Annotated in this window: 18 protein-coding genes; all 18 read right to left on the bottom strand. The window is 71.0% G+C overall.

Translation table 11 applies throughout. The annotated features are described in order from the left end of the window. Positions 1-30 precede the first annotated feature (30 nt). The 18 genes from xerC to ADL05_RS08055 all read right to left on the bottom strand — a co-directional run bounded on the left by xerC (position 31) and on the right by ADL05_RS08055 (position 14173). Entirely contained in the window at positions 31-1491 is a 1461-nt protein-coding gene (gene xerC / locus ADL05_RS08140) for a tyrosine recombinase XerC (protein ID WP_053616260.1), read from the bottom strand. Continuing rightward, entirely contained in the window at positions 1491-1706 is a 216-nt protein-coding gene (locus ADL05_RS08135) for an AlpA family transcriptional regulator (protein ID WP_053616259.1), read from the bottom strand. Before ADL05_RS08135 ends, xerC begins: the two co-directional genes overlap by 1 nt. Continuing rightward, on the bottom strand, positions 1703-1888 hold the full coding sequence (locus tag ADL05_RS08130; protein WP_053616258.1) for a hypothetical protein: 186 nt from the start codon (positions 1886-1888) through the stop codon (positions 1703-1705). The genes ADL05_RS08135 and ADL05_RS08130 overlap by 4 nt, the downstream gene beginning before the upstream one ends. A gap of 88 nt (positions 1889-1976) precedes the next feature. Next, a complete protein-coding gene (locus ADL05_RS08125; RefSeq protein ID WP_053616257.1) occupies positions 1977-3779 on the bottom strand; it encodes a hypothetical protein in 1803 nt (600 codons plus the stop codon). After that, positions 3780-4754, bottom strand: coding sequence for a bifunctional DNA primase/polymerase (locus tag ADL05_RS08120; RefSeq protein WP_053616256.1), 975 nt, complete (start codon positions 4752-4754; stop codon positions 3780-3782). It lies immediately after the preceding gene. A gap of 115 nt (positions 4755-4869) precedes the next feature. Continuing rightward, positions 4870-5433 carry a hypothetical protein gene (locus ADL05_RS08115; protein WP_053616255.1) on the bottom strand — a complete coding sequence of 188 codons (564 nt, stop codon included), beginning with the start codon at positions 5431-5433 and terminating at the stop codon, positions 4870-4872. Between the two features lie 97 nt (positions 5434-5530). Next, positions 5531-6232: an exonuclease domain-containing protein gene (locus tag ADL05_RS08110; RefSeq protein ID WP_082376197.1), complete on the bottom strand. Its 702-nt coding sequence runs from the start codon at positions 6230-6232 to the stop codon at positions 5531-5533. A gap of 101 nt (positions 6233-6333) precedes the next feature. After that, on the bottom strand, positions 6334-6765 hold the full coding sequence (locus tag ADL05_RS08105) for a hypothetical protein (protein WP_053616254.1): 432 nt from the start codon (positions 6763-6765) through the stop codon (positions 6334-6336). Further along, positions 6765-7346 carry an NUDIX hydrolase gene (locus tag ADL05_RS08100; RefSeq protein WP_053616253.1) on the bottom strand — a complete coding sequence of 194 codons (582 nt, stop codon included), beginning with the start codon at positions 7344-7346 and terminating at the stop codon, positions 6765-6767. Before ADL05_RS08100 ends, ADL05_RS08105 begins: the two co-directional genes overlap by 1 nt. A 148-nt stretch (positions 7347-7494) precedes the next feature. Beyond that, on the bottom strand, positions 7495-7761 hold the full coding sequence (locus ADL05_RS08095; RefSeq protein WP_053616252.1) for a hypothetical protein: 267 nt from the start codon (positions 7759-7761) through the stop codon (positions 7495-7497). Positions 7762-7778: 17 nt separating this feature from the next. Then, positions 7779-8927 carry a DNA polymerase III subunit beta gene (gene dnaN, locus ADL05_RS08090; protein ID WP_053616251.1) on the bottom strand — a complete coding sequence of 383 codons (1149 nt, stop codon included), beginning with the start codon at positions 8925-8927 and terminating at the stop codon, positions 7779-7781. 30 nt (positions 8928-8957) lie between these two features. After that, positions 8958-9347 (bottom strand): hypothetical protein, encoded by a 390-nt coding sequence (locus ADL05_RS08085; RefSeq protein ID WP_156365764.1) that lies wholly within the window; start codon positions 9345-9347, stop codon positions 8958-8960. 85 nt (positions 9348-9432) lie between these two features. Beyond that, positions 9433-9738, bottom strand: coding sequence for a WhiB family transcriptional regulator (locus ADL05_RS08080; protein ID WP_053616249.1), 306 nt, complete (start codon positions 9736-9738; stop codon positions 9433-9435). After that, positions 9738-10169 carry an SsgA family sporulation/cell division regulator gene (locus ADL05_RS08075; protein WP_053616248.1) on the bottom strand — a complete coding sequence of 144 codons (432 nt, stop codon included), beginning with the start codon at positions 10167-10169 and terminating at the stop codon, positions 9738-9740. Before ADL05_RS08075 ends, ADL05_RS08080 begins: the two co-directional genes overlap by 1 nt. Continuing rightward, positions 10166-10348 carry a hypothetical protein gene (locus tag ADL05_RS08070; protein WP_053616247.1) on the bottom strand — a complete coding sequence of 61 codons (183 nt, stop codon included), beginning with the start codon at positions 10346-10348 and terminating at the stop codon, positions 10166-10168. The genes ADL05_RS08075 and ADL05_RS08070 overlap by 4 nt, the downstream gene beginning before the upstream one ends. Before the next feature lie 203 nt (positions 10349-10551). Further along, complete coding sequence (locus ADL05_RS08065; RefSeq protein ID WP_053616246.1) at positions 10552-12747, bottom strand: hypothetical protein; 2196 nt, start codon at positions 12745-12747, stop codon at positions 10552-10554. A 283-nt stretch (positions 12748-13030) separates the two neighbouring features. Then, positions 13031-13384: a hypothetical protein gene (locus tag ADL05_RS08060; protein WP_053616245.1), complete on the bottom strand. Its 354-nt coding sequence runs from the start codon at positions 13382-13384 to the stop codon at positions 13031-13033. Positions 13385-13453: 69 nt separating this feature from the next. Further along, positions 13454-14173: a hypothetical protein gene (locus tag ADL05_RS08055; protein ID WP_053616244.1), complete on the bottom strand. Its 720-nt coding sequence runs from the start codon at positions 14171-14173 to the stop codon at positions 13454-13456. Between the last annotated feature and the right edge of the window lie 3 nt (positions 14174-14176).

The raw sequence follows: 14176 nt of genomic DNA, 5'->3' as shown, positions 1-14176 counted from the left end.
GCGCTGAATACGTGTTGAAGTTCTGCGGGATCAGAAGCCCTCGAAGCCGGCCGCCGCGCGGCGGCGTGCCTCCTGCTCCCGGCCCTCCAGACAGCGCGCGTAGACCCGTAGCAGGACGTCGACGCTGTGCCCCGCCCACTTCGCCACCTGGGGAGGGTCGATTCCCTCGTTCAGCCATGTGGAGACGCAGGCGCTGCGCAGGTCGTAGGGACGCCGGGCCAGGGGAGTGTCGAGCCGGTCCTTGCTCAGGGCCGCCCGTCGAGCCTTGCGCCAGGCCTTGGAGTAGGTGCTGGTCGCCAGTTGGTGGCCCCGCTCACCGAAGAACACCAACCCGCCGGGGCCCTGCTCCTCCTGCCGGCCGTGCTCCCACAGGATGCGGCTCAGCAGCGGCAGGCAGGGAACCGGCCGGGTCTCGCCCTCTGCCCGCCCCTTGGGCGGTCTGGTGTCCCTCTGACGGCCGCTGTCCGTCCACCGGCGCCCCACGTCCGGGGCGACCTCCCGCACCGTGATCTCGCCCCAGGCGTCCTCCGGCGCCACCCACTCACCCGTCTCCTCATCCCGGGTGAACGTAGGCAGCTTCACATCGGTCCAGAGAAGGTTCACGGCCTCCTCGGGTCGAAGGGCGGCGAAGTACATCACTGCGAAGAAGGGCCGGAGCAATGAGCCGCTCCGGTTCTCCGAAGCGACGGCATCCAGCAGTTTCCGGGCGAGTGCGGGGTCGGGCACCGACCGTTCGTCGATGAGGTTGTTGACCTTCGGCGGCGTCCATTTGATTGCGCCGGCGGGGTTGCGGTGGAAGCTCACCGGGTTCGCCGCCAGGTGGCGGCGTTCCACGGCGAAATCCAGGCAGTGCGACAAGATCCGTTTCGACTTCACCGCGGACTTGGCCCCGAGGCTTCCGCCTCCGTTCTCGGGCAGCTTGCTGGTCACCTCCGTCAGCACTCGCCGGGCCACGGTCGGATCACTCAACCGCTGGACAGGCAGAGTGTGCTCCTTCAGCCACGCCAGGGCCCTGGCGACCTCAGGCGGTCGCTCCCTGTCCCTGTGCACCTTGTTGAGAGCCCAGTTCCGCATGGCTGTGCGTATCAGGTCATCAGAGGGGCGTCCGGGCGGCGCGTCGTCGACCAGGGCGATCGTGGCCTTCGCCAGGTATTTGGCCCGATCGAGGCGGTGGCTTGCCGAAACGCCCCAGTGGGTGTCCACGTAGTCGCACACGAACGAGAACCAGGAGACCTTCGAAGCGTTGTCCTCTTCCGCGGTCTTCGGATCTTTCCACGCGGCGGGCCGCCCCGTGGTGAGGCTGAACGCCTCACCACGGTTGGTGGCGGCCACCAGTTCGGATCGGAAGGAGTCGGCCATGGCGGCGGTGCTGTGCGGTTCACGGAACGTCTTCACGCCCACCCGCCAGCGCACGGTGTGCGTGGTCTTCCGCTTGCCCTTGTAGACCTCGATCTTCTTCCAGATCCGAACGTCGTAGGTGACGGACTCCATCAGGAAACGTCCTCCAGGGCGGCCATGTACTGCTCGAAGACCGACCGGCGGATGCGGAGCTGGCCATTGGGCAGCTTGGCGCACTTGGGCGCCCGACCCTTGGCCCGCCAGTCGTTGAAGGTCGACCGGGCGATGCCGAGTTCCTCGCAGAACTCGTCGACGGTGAGCCAGCTCCGGGTTCGCTGCGCCGCCACGTGGAGAGCCTTGGTGCTCATTCGGGTGCGACCTCCAGGTAGACGCGGACGTGGCCGGAGTTGTGGCGGCTGGGGTAGGGCTTGGAGGGTTCGGCGGACGGGGGCGCGGTGGTGATGGCGTCCACGACCTGGTCGACGGTCTCGGGAGGTCCGATCACGCGGACCTTCGCCAGATCCAGGCGGCGTTTGCGTTTGTCGGTCATGCTGGGAGTGCCTCTCCTTCTCAGAGGGTTGGGTGCGGCTCTGGCGGGTGCTTGGCGGTGCGTGCCAGGGCCGTTTTTCGTGTGGCGCTCACGTCCGGTGCCTGGAGGCACAGGTCGTGCACACCCTGGGGTGGTCGGTGGTCTCGAATCGATGGAAGGCGGCGTCGCAGCGCACGCACGGGCCTTCCTCCACCGCGTTGGTGGTCGTCTTTTCAGAGAGTGGGGGGAAACCAGCCTCCGCAGGGTCCGTAGCCTCCGTGACCGCCTGTGGCCTGGGGTGATGGTGGGAGGCTGGTGCGGAGGCTGCGGAGGCTGGAATCTGCGCGTCCGACGGGTCAGGTGTGACTAGCTGGCCAAAAAAAGAGGCGTCCTGCCTGGTCACCGTGGTGTCCGGGGCAGGATCGGCGTCCGGAGCCTGCTGCGGAGCCTGCGGGGCTTGGCCGTCGAGGCTGTGGGCGGTGAAGGTGTAGAGCTGGCGTCGGTGCCGATCGCGCGAGCGTCCGGCTTCGATTACCGTGATGCCGATCGAGCGCAGCACCGGGGCGTCGCGCTTGAGCTGGCCGGAGGCGCGGGTGGCGTCCACCGGCCAGGAGCGGGGCCGCGGTTCCGGGGCGGGGATGAGGTCCAGGAGCTGGCTGATGGACCCTGTCCACTGCGTGTGCTCGTCCACGAAGTCGGCCACCGCGCTGGTGAACGGCTTGGCGTCGAGCAGGTCGGCGGTGGTGACCTGGGAGGCGGTCAGGTAGGTGTCCAGGGTGTTCCACCCCGTGATCGTGTCCAGGGCCGCGAGGATGCGCGCGAAGTCGGCCATGCGGGGCAGTTCGGCCAGGTGCGTGTCCGGCAGTGCGCCCAACACCGCGCAGAGCAGGTCAAACAGGGCGGCTCGAATGGCGGGCGCGTCGCGGTGGAAGGCGGCGGCGACCTCGCTGTGGGGTCGCCGCTGTTCCTTCTTGATCGGCAGGAACTCCACGGTCAGCATCCGCTCGGACAGGTCCGAGGCCAGGGCGCCGGTGTCGATCGAGGTGAGTGCGATCAGCCGCCGGAAGGCCAGCACGGACACGTCGTCGTCGCTGTAGAGGGCCCGGTCGACCAGACCGTCACCGGTCACGGCCTTGCACAGGGTGTCCGACAGCCACATGGGGATGACCGAGACATTGTCCAGGCACACCGCCCAGCTCGCGCTGGCCACGGTCGCCCACGTTTTGATGTCGCGGGGCAGGGACCTCAGCGCGGCGGGGGAGGGGTCCAGCAGGTTGATCAGCATCTCCAAGGCGGTGGACTTGCCGGTGCCCTGTTCGCCCTTGCCGCCCAGGATCGGGTGGGGCAGGTCGGGCATCATCCCGGCCACCAGCCACCCCACGATGAGGCGGAAGGAGGGCTCGTCCACGTTGATCAGGTCCCGTAGGGCGGCCAGGCCGTGGGCGGTCTGCCCGGCCGGTCCGGGCTCGGTCATGGGGCTGGTCAGCTTGGTGCGACGGAACAGCACAGGGCTGCGCTCGGCGATGTGCCAGCCGTCGGGGCCGGCGATGACGCACCTCCCGTCGGGGGTGCCCAGGTCGATGACGATCTGGTCGCCGGTTTCCGTTCGGTGGGTGGCCAGCCGCAGGTGGATGGGCTGGGGCTGTTGGTCCATGGCGCGTCCTTCCAGGACGGAGATGGCGTCGGTCAGAGCGGACTGTGAGGCGACCGCGTGGTGCTCGGCGTAGTACTGGCGGGCGAGCTGCACACGCAGCCCGTCCTTGCGCAGGAGCGGGAACGCGGTGGAAGAGCCCTTGCGGACGGCGTAGGTGCGTCCGTCATCTCCGGCCACGACGTCGACGTGCCGGTCAGCCAGTTCGATCAGCAGGGTGGCCTGGCTCGGCTTCTTGTCTTTGTCGTCGCGGGAGTTCATCTAGGCGGCCCTCCGGGGCGGTCGGTGGCGGGTGGTGGGGCGGCGGGGCTCGCGTAGGCCCTTGGCCAGGCCGGAGCGGATCGTGGCGGCGATCTCGCGGGGCGGATTGGCATCGCCCGCGGCGTTGGCCTCCAGGGCGGCGTTGTACAGCGCGTCCTGGATCCAGGCGGTCTCCAGCAGGCCTTCGCGGGCGAGCTGTCCGAGGCTGGCCGCGGCGATGTAGAGGTTCTCGTTGCGCGTGCCGGGCTGAGCGCCTCGAACCCTGGCTAGCTCTCCGGTCACCGCAGCCTTGACGTATGCGGCCCTGCGGCGGTTGTTGCGGGCGACGTCGGCGAACACGTCGCTCGCGGGCCCCGGCGACGGGACAGGCGCGGCGGCGGGCCGATCCGGGGAGACGGGCCTGCGCAGCAGGCTCCATATCCATTCCGGCAGCGGTGCGGGTACGTCGCGGTTCAGGTGCTCGTAGCGTCCCGATCCGTCCGGGGCGGTCACCGGGCAGCCGGGGCCGACCACATATCCGCCGTGGGCGCGGGTGTCGATCAACCAGCCCAGGGCCCCACTGGTGTTGCCCAGTCGGGGGCCGGCGGGGTGGGTGAAGTACAGGTGCAGGCCGCCCCGGCGGGTGCGCACGGTGAAGGTGCCGGTGGGCAAGGCCTGTCCGGCGCGTTCGGCCAGCACGGCCAGGACGTCAGCCCCATCGGTGATCCCAGGCAGCGCCCACTTCGACGGCGGGGCCTGTCCGGGCTTGGGCACGTCCAGGTCGACCACCACGAGCCCGGCCGGGCCGGTGGCGATGCCGTAGTTCGCGGTCGGCCACTGTCGCCACCAGGCGCGGATGCGGTCGGGGTCGGTGGTCGCGGCCCGCTCCCAGGCCTTGACGAGTGGAGGCTTCTTCGAGTTCGGGGTGAGCGGGAAGACGGGCCAGCCGCGCCGGGCGGCGGCCAGGGCGTAGTCGACCGGTGAGAACGCGGTCATCTCTCTCCTCACAGGTGGGTGGTCTGCAATGGAGAAGGGGCCGGAACGGCCAGCTTGTGACGTTCCGACCCCTTCTTTTCGCTCAGGGGGTGAGCTCAGGCCGTGGGCGGGAACGTCACGGCGCCGCATCGGGGTGGACGTCGGCCAGGTCCATCGCGGCGGTGATGATCCCGCTCAAGACGCCGGTGATCCGGTTGCTGGTGTTCTCCAGGGCTTCGTCGCTGGTCTCAGGGGTGGTGGCGCGCTCGGTGAGAACGTCGGCCCACATCGCCACCTCCGGGCAGTTCAGGACGGCGGCCAGAGTGCAGTCGGTCTCGCGTTCGGCCGTGAACAGGGCGCGGGTGAAGTCGTTGACGTCGTCGGCCAGGGCCCCGCCGCTGTCGGTGGCGGGGATGTTCTCCTTGCGCAGGGTCGGCTCCCACAGGGCGCGCACCCGGGCCCGCCGATGGATGAGGGCCAGGGCCTGGCGGCTCTTGGCCACCGCCGCCTCCATCTGGTCCAGGCGGTACTCCAAGCGGTTCATCTCGGTGAGGGTGTCGCTGTACAGATCCCAGTCCTCGCCCATCTCGTGGTGGACGATGTCGCGGATCGGGACGCTGAACGCCCCGGCGGCCTCGATCAGGTCTTCCTGGTCGGTCTCGGCGTAGACCGGGACGGGGGTGGTGTCGGGTGCGGGCATCGCGGGTCCTCCGTGTTCGTGGTCTGTACAAGGGGGAAGGGGCCGGTCCGCCACGTCGTGACGGTCCGGCCCCTTCGGGTCCGATGGGGGTGTGCGCTCAGGGCCTGGGTGCGAGGGGCCAGGACCCGTCCACGACCGCTTCGGGGTCCTTGCGCCGCAGGTAGTCCTGGAAGCCGGCGGCCTGTTCGGCCTTCCAACCGATCTGCGCTGTGTGCAGGTCGTCAATGTTCATCGCGGCCAGCTCGCTGTGGACCGCTCCGAGCTTCCAGGCCAGCCGTGCGGCGGCCAGAGCGTCGGCAGCGGCCCCATGGGCCTGGTCGGCATCGAGCCGGACCCCGTGGTGGGCGCACACGTCCACGAGCTTGCGCGAGCCGCGCCGGTAGGTGTCGACCCGCTTGTCCAGGACGAGGGGGTCGATGACACGCAGCAGCCCGGAGAAGGACACCCCGGTCTGGTGGCGCTGGAGTTCGGAGGCGAGCAGACCGAGGTCGTAGGGGGCGTTGTAGATGACCACGGGGAAGCCGTCCACGGCCGCCTTCTCCAGGGCTTCACCGATCTCCGGTACGGCCTCGCAGGCAGGCCGGCCGTGTTCGCGGGCGTGTTCGGTGGTGATGCCGTGGATGTCGGTGGCGGCCTGGGGGATCTCGATGCCGGGGTCGACGAGCCAGGTCGTGACGTCCTTGGTCCGGTTGGCGGGGTCGATGCGCCACAGGGCGGCTGTGACGATGCGGTCGTTGCCCAGGTCCAGGCCGGTGGACTCGATGTCGAACGCGGCCATGGGTTGCAGGTGCCAGGTCATACGGGCCCTTCTGCTCGGAGGTTGATGTCTACGTGCCCGCTCGGGGCGTTGCTTCCCGGGGCGGGCAGGTGGTGTCGGTCAGGCTGTTGAGGGCTCGGTGTTCAGTCCTCCCGGAGCCAGTCGGGGAGCTTCCGAGGCGCCAGGGTCACCTTCACCCTGGTCTCGGCTTGGGCGGCGGTGACCACGGCCGTAGCGACGGCGGCGGCGTTGGTCGCGTCCAAACCCACCAGGGCGTCTCGCAGATCCACCGGCTCGCCCGTTCCGAGAGAGACGGCGATGCGCAGGATGGCGACCATGGAGGAGGACGCGGGCAGCTCGTCGACCAGGGCCCAGAACGCCTCGTCCCAGTTGATGGTGGTGATCGGGCGGGCGGGATCGAGCAGCTCTTCGACCGGCGTCTCCATCACGCATCGGTTGAGGAAATCCGGTCGCGCCAGCCAGGATTCGTGGGTGATGAGCAGTTCAACGGCGGCGCGGTCGGCGGAGAGCCCGTCAGCCCAGTTGCGCAGACCTTCGATCAGACGGCTGTCCATTACGGGCGCCCTCCCAGCCAGTACTCGCCCGGCGCGGTGGTGTACGCGGCCTCGGCCACCGCCAGATCGGACTCGGTCAGCCACGGCAGGTGCCCGGCCTCGAACAGCAGCTTCAGCCACACGGCTTCCAAGGAGTCGTCGGGCTGGTCCGCCGCCGCACCCCCGGACCGGTAGTGGGCCAGAGTGGCCCGGGCCATGGTCCGTACTTGGTCCGGGGTGTACCAGTCGGCGCCCTTGGTCTCGCCCGGCGCGGCCACGACCTCTCCTTCGGCGGTGGCGATTCCCAGGTGCCAGTAGTGGCCTGCCAGCGGCTGGTGGGGGAGTGAGGAGCACAAGTTGGGCAGGTGGCCCTCCCACACCAGGGAGGATCCGATCACGGTCAGCCCGACCTCTTCGTTGACCTCAGCGACCAGGGCTTCAGCGGCAGAGGCGTGCTGGTCGTAGACGTGCCCGGCGACCGGTGCGGTCCCGCGCGGCCACCAGCCGCGGGTGATCATCAGCAGCCGGTCGGCGTGGTCGGCGATGATGACGCCCACGCTGGAACCGCAGCATCGCTTCTTGGTGGTATTCGGCGTGGTCATACTGGGTGTGCTCCTTGACGGGAGTGGTGCGGCCCGCCCCTGGTCCCTGGAAAGACGGGGCGGGCCGCGCGTGTGGTGCGGACCGGGCGGTCCCCCCGACCACCAGCCCTGAGGAGGTCTGGTGGTCAGAGCGAGCGCCCGGGACGGCTCATGGGGTGGGGCCGAACAGCGGGACGTGGGCGGCGGCGATCTTCCGTTCGCGGCGGATGATGTGGCCGTGCTCGGGGCACATCACCCGGTCGCGGGGCCCGCGCACCCACGGGGTGCCGTCGTCGTCGGTCAGGTAGCCCTCGGGGACCCGGTCCAGGTCGGGGCTCTCGATCAGGAGCGGGGCGTCGTATTCGGCGTCCATCACCAGACGGATGCACCCGGGGGCGTCGCAGTAGATCCGGTACAAGGTGGTCGGCTCGAACATCAGATCCCTCCAGGGGGTCATGCGGACGCGGATCCCAAGCGGATCGGCATGACCAGGTACTGATAGCCGTCGCCGTCGGCGTCGGGGGTGAGCAGGACCGGGCGGTCCGCCTCGCTCATGGCCATCTGCACGCGCTCGCTGCGGGCGTTGGCCAGGGCCGTGAGCAGGAAGGGTGCGTTGAACGCCACCTGCAGGCCCTCGCCGTCGACCTTGGCGGGCACCTCCTCGCTGCCCGCGTCGCCCTCGTCGCCGGCGCGTACCACCAGGCCCTCGTCGTTGATGGCGATCCGGATCGGGGTGTCGGCGGCCGCGAACAAACGGACCCGGTCGACCGCGCCGGCCAGCTCGGCGGCCTCCACGCTCACCCTCAGCCGCGCGTCCTGGCGGGCCCGCTCCAGGAACGGGGTGGTGGCCGGGAAATCGCCGTCGAGCAGGCGCGTGGACAGCCGCCGGACGTCGTCCGACAGGCTGAGCTGGTCCAGGCGGCCGGTGTCGTCAGTGGCGGTGGCGATGCTGACCGTGCCGGTCATGGCCTTGGCGGCCTGGGACAGGGTGGCGGCCGGGACCAGCAGCACGGGCTCGTCGCCGTCCTCCTGGTCCAAGACGGGCTCCCAGGCCACGCTCTGGCGGGTGACCCGGTACCGGTCGGAGGCGCACACCACGATGCCGCCCTCGGCCAGGGTGGTGTGCACGCCGGTGAGTGAGACCAGGGTGGGGTCGGTGGAGGCGGCCACGGCCACCTGGGTGATGGCGGCGGACAGGTCGGCGGCCTCGGTGCGGCCCACGACGGGGGGCGGCTCGGGCGGGGTGGGGTAGTCCTCGGCGGGCAGGGTGAGCAGCGTCGCGCGGGTGGGCCCGCAGGAGATGCGGGCCCGGTCGGGGGCGATGGTGATCGTGACCATCTGCAGGGGCGGGAGCTTGGCGAGCAGGCCCGCCAGCAGCCGCCCGGGCAGGACCGCGACGCCCTCTCCCTCGGTGTCGGCGTCGACGTCGGCGCTGGCCCACACCTTGTAGTCGGTGGCGGTGACGCGCACCCGGTCGGCGGTGATGTCCAGCCGGAGTCCGGCCAGGACGGGGATCGCGGGTCGGGCGGGCAGCAGGCGGGCGGCCCACCCGACCTGGTCGGAGAGTACGGCGGCGGTAGCGGTGATCGTGATCGTCGGCATGGGGGTCTCCTCGGTGGTGTGCGGGCGGGGTCAGCGGCGGGCGGCGATGCGGTCGGTCAGGAGCCGGTGGGCGTCCTGCAGCGACATCCATGCGGGCGCCGCCTGGCCGGTCGGGTCCCAGGACCATTCCGTCCACGGCCGTGTGCTGCTCTGGTCGAGGTCGCGGATCTCCAGGAACGTGACCAGGCCGTCTTCCGTGCGGCTGTGGGGCGGGCGCTGGGTGAGCGCCCAGGGCGCGCCGGCGTCGATCGCGGCCCGCCACAGCCGGGCGGCCTCCTCGGGAAGCGCCAGGTTGGGGGCGTGGGCCAGGGTCGTGATGGTCCATCCGTCGGCGCGGGCGCGCTCGATGTGGGCGGTGGGCAGGTGATCGGCGTGGACGGTGCCCTCGTGGGGGTGGGCGGGCCGGGTGGCGCGGATCATCGGTGTCTCCTCGGTGGTAGACAGGACGGCGAAGGGCACCCGCCGTCTAAGCCGCGGCGGGTGCCCTTCGTGGTGTGTGTGGTTCTCAGGCGGCTCGGGTGGCGCGCATCCGCCTGCGGCGTACTCGGATCCGCTCGTCGGCGGTCAGGCCGCCCCAGATACCGACCTGGCTGGTCGGCGGGTGATCCAAGGCGAAGTCCAGGCAGTCGGTACGGACCGGGCAGCGCCCGCACACGGAGACCGCGGCCTCGATGGCCTCCTGGTCGGACTCGTCGGGGTGCCAGTCGGCGGGGGTGCCCACGCGGGCGCACAGGGCCTGGGCGGCCCAGGCCGGCGGGGCGGGGGCCGCGTCGATGCCGCGGCGACGGGCACGGAAGCGCGGAACGCCCATCAGCTCCCACCTCCGGTCAGCAGAGCGGCCACGGCCGCGTCGATGTCGACGTGCTCGGTGCCCTCGGGCACCAGCTGGTAGGTCTCCTGCAGGAAGTCGGTCAGCTCGACCCGGCGGGCCAGGAAGTGCCCCCATCGGCCGGTGATGCCGTCGAGCAGCTCGATGACGCACAGGGCCGGCAGGGGCGTCCACACCCGCACGCGCACGTCGCCGTCCCCGGCCCACGAGGCGCTCCCTTGGGCGAGCAGGTCGCGGGCCACCTCCCACACCAGCACGGCGTCGGGGTCGCCGGCATCCAGGACGAAGCGCAGCTCCGCCGCGAAGGGGCGGGTGGGGTCGTAGGCCAGGACGAGGTCGTGCACGGCTTGGGCGCCGCCGTCGCCGGTCGACATCCACTGGGCAGGTCGGGTGATGGTGTCGGAGGTGGTCACTGGTCGTCCTCTCGCCGGATGTGGGCGGTGCGCCGCAGACCGATGCCGGTCAGGTGCTGGCGCGCCGACTGGCGGTCCGGGTCGGTGAGCGCGCCCTGGTCGTACAGGGCCCGCCGCCACTCGGGGCGTTGGGCCACCTCAGCCGCGCTGATGCGCCGCTTGGTGAACGTTCGGATCACGGTGTTCTCCTCGCAGTGGGTGACTCCGCCCCGGGGACGGGGCGGGATGTCTCGGTGTCTCGGTTCGGGGCCGGAACCCGGGTTTCCCGGGCGCCAGCGGGGTTTGTCTCGCCTTAGAAACGGTTGATTCTTCGTATCGGGACACGAAGCGGGTGAGACATCGGCGAGGACGTCTCACCCGCTTGTTCGGTGACGGTGTGTGCTCAGGCGGCGAGCTGCCAGCCCTTGCGCTTGGGCAGCGGCTCGATGACCTCGGCCTCGGCCAGGTCCTCCATGGCCCGCGACACGGTGGCCCGAGAGCACTGCTCGGCCTCCATCACCTGCTGCTCGATCTCGCCCCGGCGCAACGACCCGTGCTCGATGAGCACCTGGAGCACGCATTTGGCGGCTCCGGACCAGCGGGCCAGCAGCTCCTCGTGGGGGTCGCGGTTGGCGGCCGCGAGGATCCCGAGACCGAGGTCGGTGTCGGTGAGCAGTGCCGGGTCGATGTCGGGGATCTCGAACAGCGTCGGTCCGGTGATGTTGGGCAGCGCCATCTCGGTGTCCCCGGCCTCGCGAGTGGTCGGCACCCGCCCGGCCTCATAGGCCCGCAGCCGCTCCTCGGCGTTGGCGACCTGCTGCTCAGCGATCTCGTAGCGGCGGCTGTAGAGGCCGTTGGTCCCGGCGTCGAAGGCGCCCGCCGCGAGCGGGTCCAGCTCGGTGGGGGCGTGTTCGAGCGCGGCGTCCATCTGCGCGGCGGTGGTCTCGCTGGGAGCCCACGCCGCCTTGAAGGGTGCCTCGCGGCCGCTGTCCACCAGCCCGACGCCGGTGATCTTGGGCAGCGTGGACGGATCGAGCGGGATGTCGGCGATCATCGTCGACTGGTTCCGCGAGACCCGCAGCGCCACGGTGTTGCCGGCGGTCGCGCTGGAGCGGACCGCGTCGTCGCCGCCGAAGGTCTGCAGCCCGTAGATCTGCGAGGCGTAGACGGCCTGGACACCGGCGGCGCGGCCCTCGCGGCCGACCCGCCCCCACTTCTCGGCGTTCTGTGCGTTGATGACGACGTGGCACTCGTCCACGATCACCACGATCCCCGGCCGCTCCCGGCTCGGGGTGAACCCGGAGACCTTCAACCTGGCGCTGTTCTCCAGGCCGCGGGCCTCGATCACCTCGATGAGCCCGTCCAAAATGGCGTCCCACGTGCCGGGGTCCTTGCCCACCGACCAGTGCGCCCGGTCGAAGATCCGCGGCGAGCTGCCGCCGTTCTTCGGGTCCAGGTAGATGACGATCGTGTTCTGCGTCTGCCAGATGCCCAGCGCCAGGGCGTCGATCAGCCCGGACTTGCCGGAGCCGGTGGACCCGGCCACGAACCCGCCCCAGATGCTGTCGCTGGTGTAGAGCCGCCAGAGGGCTTCGCCGTCGCCGTCGGCGTAGGGGCCTATCCGGATCGAGACGTCGTCGCCGTCCACGACCAGGCGGTCGCCCTCCAGCGGGACCTTCTGGGTGAGCATCCCGACGGTGACGACCTTGACATCCAGGATCGAGCTGTCGGGCTTGGGGTCGTCCTCGGTCGGCTCGACCTGCTCGATGAGGATGTCGGCCTCCGAGACCCCCAGGGCGGTGGCGATGTAGCCCTGCGCCGCGCGCACCGAGGTGATGGTCTGGCGCCCGGGGACCAAGTGCAGGCGCCCGCGCACCCCGTAGGACTCGTCCACCAGGTGCGTGAGCTTGGTGCCGGGCAGCGCCCCGGAGCCGTTGGCCACGCGGGTGCGCCACTTGCGGGCCACCACGTGCTCCCCCGGCGGCGGGGGCGGTGCGACCGCCTCGTCCACGGCCGCCAGGACCCGGGGCACCCGGTGGTGGGCCCAGAACCGCGACCCCAGGGCGAGCAGCGCCAGGAGGCCGACCAGGCCCGACCACCACCAGGCGGTGAGCGTGGACGGCTGGATGAGGATGACGGCCAGCAGCCACACCCCGGCCGCGGCCGCGCACACCCGGGCGTGCGCCGGGTCGACCTCGGCCCACTCCGAGGCGAGCTTCGTCGCGCGGTGCTTGCGGGCCTTGACGGTGCGCAGGATCCGCAGCGCCGCCCACGTGCCGGCGCCGGTGGCCAGAGCGAGCACCAGGGCGTGCGTGCCCGAGACCGCGGCCGCGCGGGCGGCGACGACCCCGGCGGCCAGCACGAGGCCGCCGACCTTCCACGGGTAGAACTGCGCCGCCATGTGGACCCGCAGCGAGTGCTCGCCCGGCTTGAAGGCGGCCTTCCATCCGGCCGCGATGATGGCGCCCACGCCCTCACTCTTGAAGGTGCGCGGCTCCTGGTGCGCGGGCTGCTGCCTGAGGGCGGCCAGCACCTCGGGCGGCAGGGCGGGCGCGACCGGGGCGGCCGTGGGCGGGGTCTTCTTCGACTTCTTGGCCACGACGGGCTCCTTCCAGATCAGTTACTGTGCGTGCCCGCACCCGAGGCGGGGGCGGGATGTCTCGTTGCCTCACCCCCGCCGCAGAGCCCTGGATCAGGGCCTGAGGCGAGGGTTTGCCTCACCGAAAATCGGTAGATAGTTCGCAGTCGGGGACAAACGTCATGAGACATCGTGAGAGAACGTCTCACCGATGCCTCATCACGTTCGGTCACCGAAAACGGGCATGAAGGGGGCCGCCCCCGCACGCGGGAGCGGCCCGTGGAACGGCGTCCGGCGTCAGCGGCTACCGGCCACCGAGCTGGTAGCCCTTGTCAGCGGCCTGGCCGCGGCTGGCCTCATAGGCCTCCTGCACGTGCCGGTTGACCTCTTCGAGCTTGGCCCGGGCCCGGATGGCCTGAGCGATGTAGGCGCTGCCCAGGTCCCGCAGCGTCGCGAGCTCGGAGGTGACCTCGGTGCCCATGTCGGCGGCCCGCATCTGGCCTTCGACGATCTCCAGCATCTGGTTGCCCTGCTTGACCAGGGAGCCGATGCCGGTGATGGTCTGGGCGTGGGCATCCAGGCCGGAGGCGTCGCTGTAGCGCAGCGAGGAGTTGCCGTTGGTCGCCAGGGTGTTGCCGTTGCCGATCTGCGTGCTCATGGAGTTCCTCTCGGTGTGACGGTCAAGGGGCCGGACCGGCGTGGTCCGGACCCGGGGATCGGGGACGGGTCAGTGGGAGGCGGTGCGGGTGGCGCGCTCGTGCGCGATCAGGGCCGCGATCGCGCCGTCGACCTCTTCGGAGGTCATCCGCCCGATCGCCTCGGTGTCGGGGGCATATCCCGCCGACGCGAGCATGGTCATCAGCACCAGCCGCCGGTGCGGCAGCGGCGCCTTCTCGGTCTGCTCATCGGGGTTCAGGAGAACGACGTCGCTGCCCGGGGCCGGGCGGTCGGCCTCCTCCTCGTACACCTCTTCGGTGGTGGTGCGCCGCCAGCGGCGGCGCTCGGGGCGCGGCCGCGGCTCCTCGGTGCCGGGCGGGGTGAACTCGTCGGTCTCGTCGATGATCTCGGCGTCGACGATCCCGTCGGCGTCTTCGTCGCCGACGTCGGGGACGTGCCGCTCAGCCCACTCCCGGATCACCCGCGCTCGCTCAGCGCGCCTGCGCTGACGTGCGGCCTTGCGCTCGGGCTTGGTCTGGTGCCGGTGCGCCCGCCAGTGGTCGACGTCCTCGCACGCATCCAGGTACCAGTGCCGGGCCACCATCTTCAGGCCGCCCCGGTTGTCGGGGTCGGCGGCCAGGCGGCGGCGCTCAGAGGCGGCCTGCTCCTTGAGGCGGGCCATCCGGTAGGCGTGCGAGGGCGGCGTCTTGCCGGTGGCCATGGCCACCGTGTCCACGGCCGCGTTCTTGACCACGAACGCGGCGATGGCGGCCAGGATCAGCATCTCCATGAC

It is taken from the genome of Nocardiopsis sp. NRRL B-16309 (assembly GCF_001279585.1).
In the GTDB taxonomy this organism is placed as follows: domain Bacteria; phylum Actinomycetota; class Actinomycetes; order Streptosporangiales; family Streptosporangiaceae; genus Nocardiopsis.
The sequence above is the reverse complement of the archived record's forward strand: the minus strand, read 5'-3'. Positions and strand labels throughout refer to the sequence as shown.

Bases quoted from the DNA above. Each gene is read 5' to 3' on its own strand.
- xerC (WP_053616260.1), bottom strand. From the start codon at position 1,491: ATGGAGTCCGTCACCTACGACGTTCGGATCTGGAAGAAGATCGAGGTC.
- ADL05_RS08135 (WP_053616259.1), bottom strand. From the start codon at position 1,706: ATGAGCACCAAGGCTCTCCACGTGGCGGCGCAGCGAACCCGGAGCTGG.
- ADL05_RS08130 (WP_053616258.1), bottom strand. From the start codon at position 1,888: ATGACCGACAAACGCAAACGCCGCCTGGATCTGGCGAAGGTCCGCGTG.
- ADL05_RS08125 (WP_053616257.1), bottom strand. From the start codon at position 3,779: ATGAACTCCCGCGACGACAAAGACAAGAAGCCGAGCCAGGCCACCCTG.
- ADL05_RS08120 (WP_053616256.1), bottom strand. From the start codon at position 4,754: ATGACCGCGTTCTCACCGGTCGACTACGCCCTGGCCGCCGCCCGGCGC.
- ADL05_RS08115 (WP_053616255.1), bottom strand. From the start codon at position 5,433: ATGCCCGCACCCGACACCACCCCCGTCCCGGTCTACGCCGAGACCGAC.
- ADL05_RS08110 (WP_082376197.1), bottom strand. From the start codon at position 6,232: ATGACCTGGCACCTGCAACCCATGGCCGCGTTCGACATCGAGTCCACC.
- ADL05_RS08105 (WP_053616254.1), bottom strand. From the start codon at position 6,765: ATGGACAGCCGTCTGATCGAAGGTCTGCGCAACTGGGCTGACGGGCTC.
- ADL05_RS08100 (WP_053616253.1), bottom strand. From the start codon at position 7,346: ATGACCACGCCGAATACCACCAAGAAGCGATGCTGCGGTTCCAGCGTG.
- ADL05_RS08095 (WP_053616252.1), bottom strand. From the start codon at position 7,761: ATGTTCGAGCCGACCACCTTGTACCGGATCTACTGCGACGCCCCCGGG.
- dnaN (WP_053616251.1), bottom strand. From the start codon at position 8,927: ATGCCGACGATCACGATCACCGCTACCGCCGCCGTACTCTCCGACCAG.
- ADL05_RS08085 (WP_156365764.1), bottom strand. From the start codon at position 9,347: ATGATCCGCGCCACCCGGCCCGCCCACCCCCACGAGGGCACCGTCCAC.
- ADL05_RS08080 (WP_053616249.1), bottom strand. From the start codon at position 9,738: ATGGGCGTTCCGCGCTTCCGTGCCCGTCGCCGCGGCATCGACGCGGCC.
- ADL05_RS08060 (WP_053616245.1), bottom strand. From the start codon at position 13,384: ATGAGCACGCAGATCGGCAACGGCAACACCCTGGCGACCAACGGCAAC.
- ADL05_RS08055 (WP_053616244.1), bottom strand. From the start codon at position 14,173: ATGGAGATGCTGATCCTGGCCGCCATCGCCGCGTTCGTGGTCAAGAAC.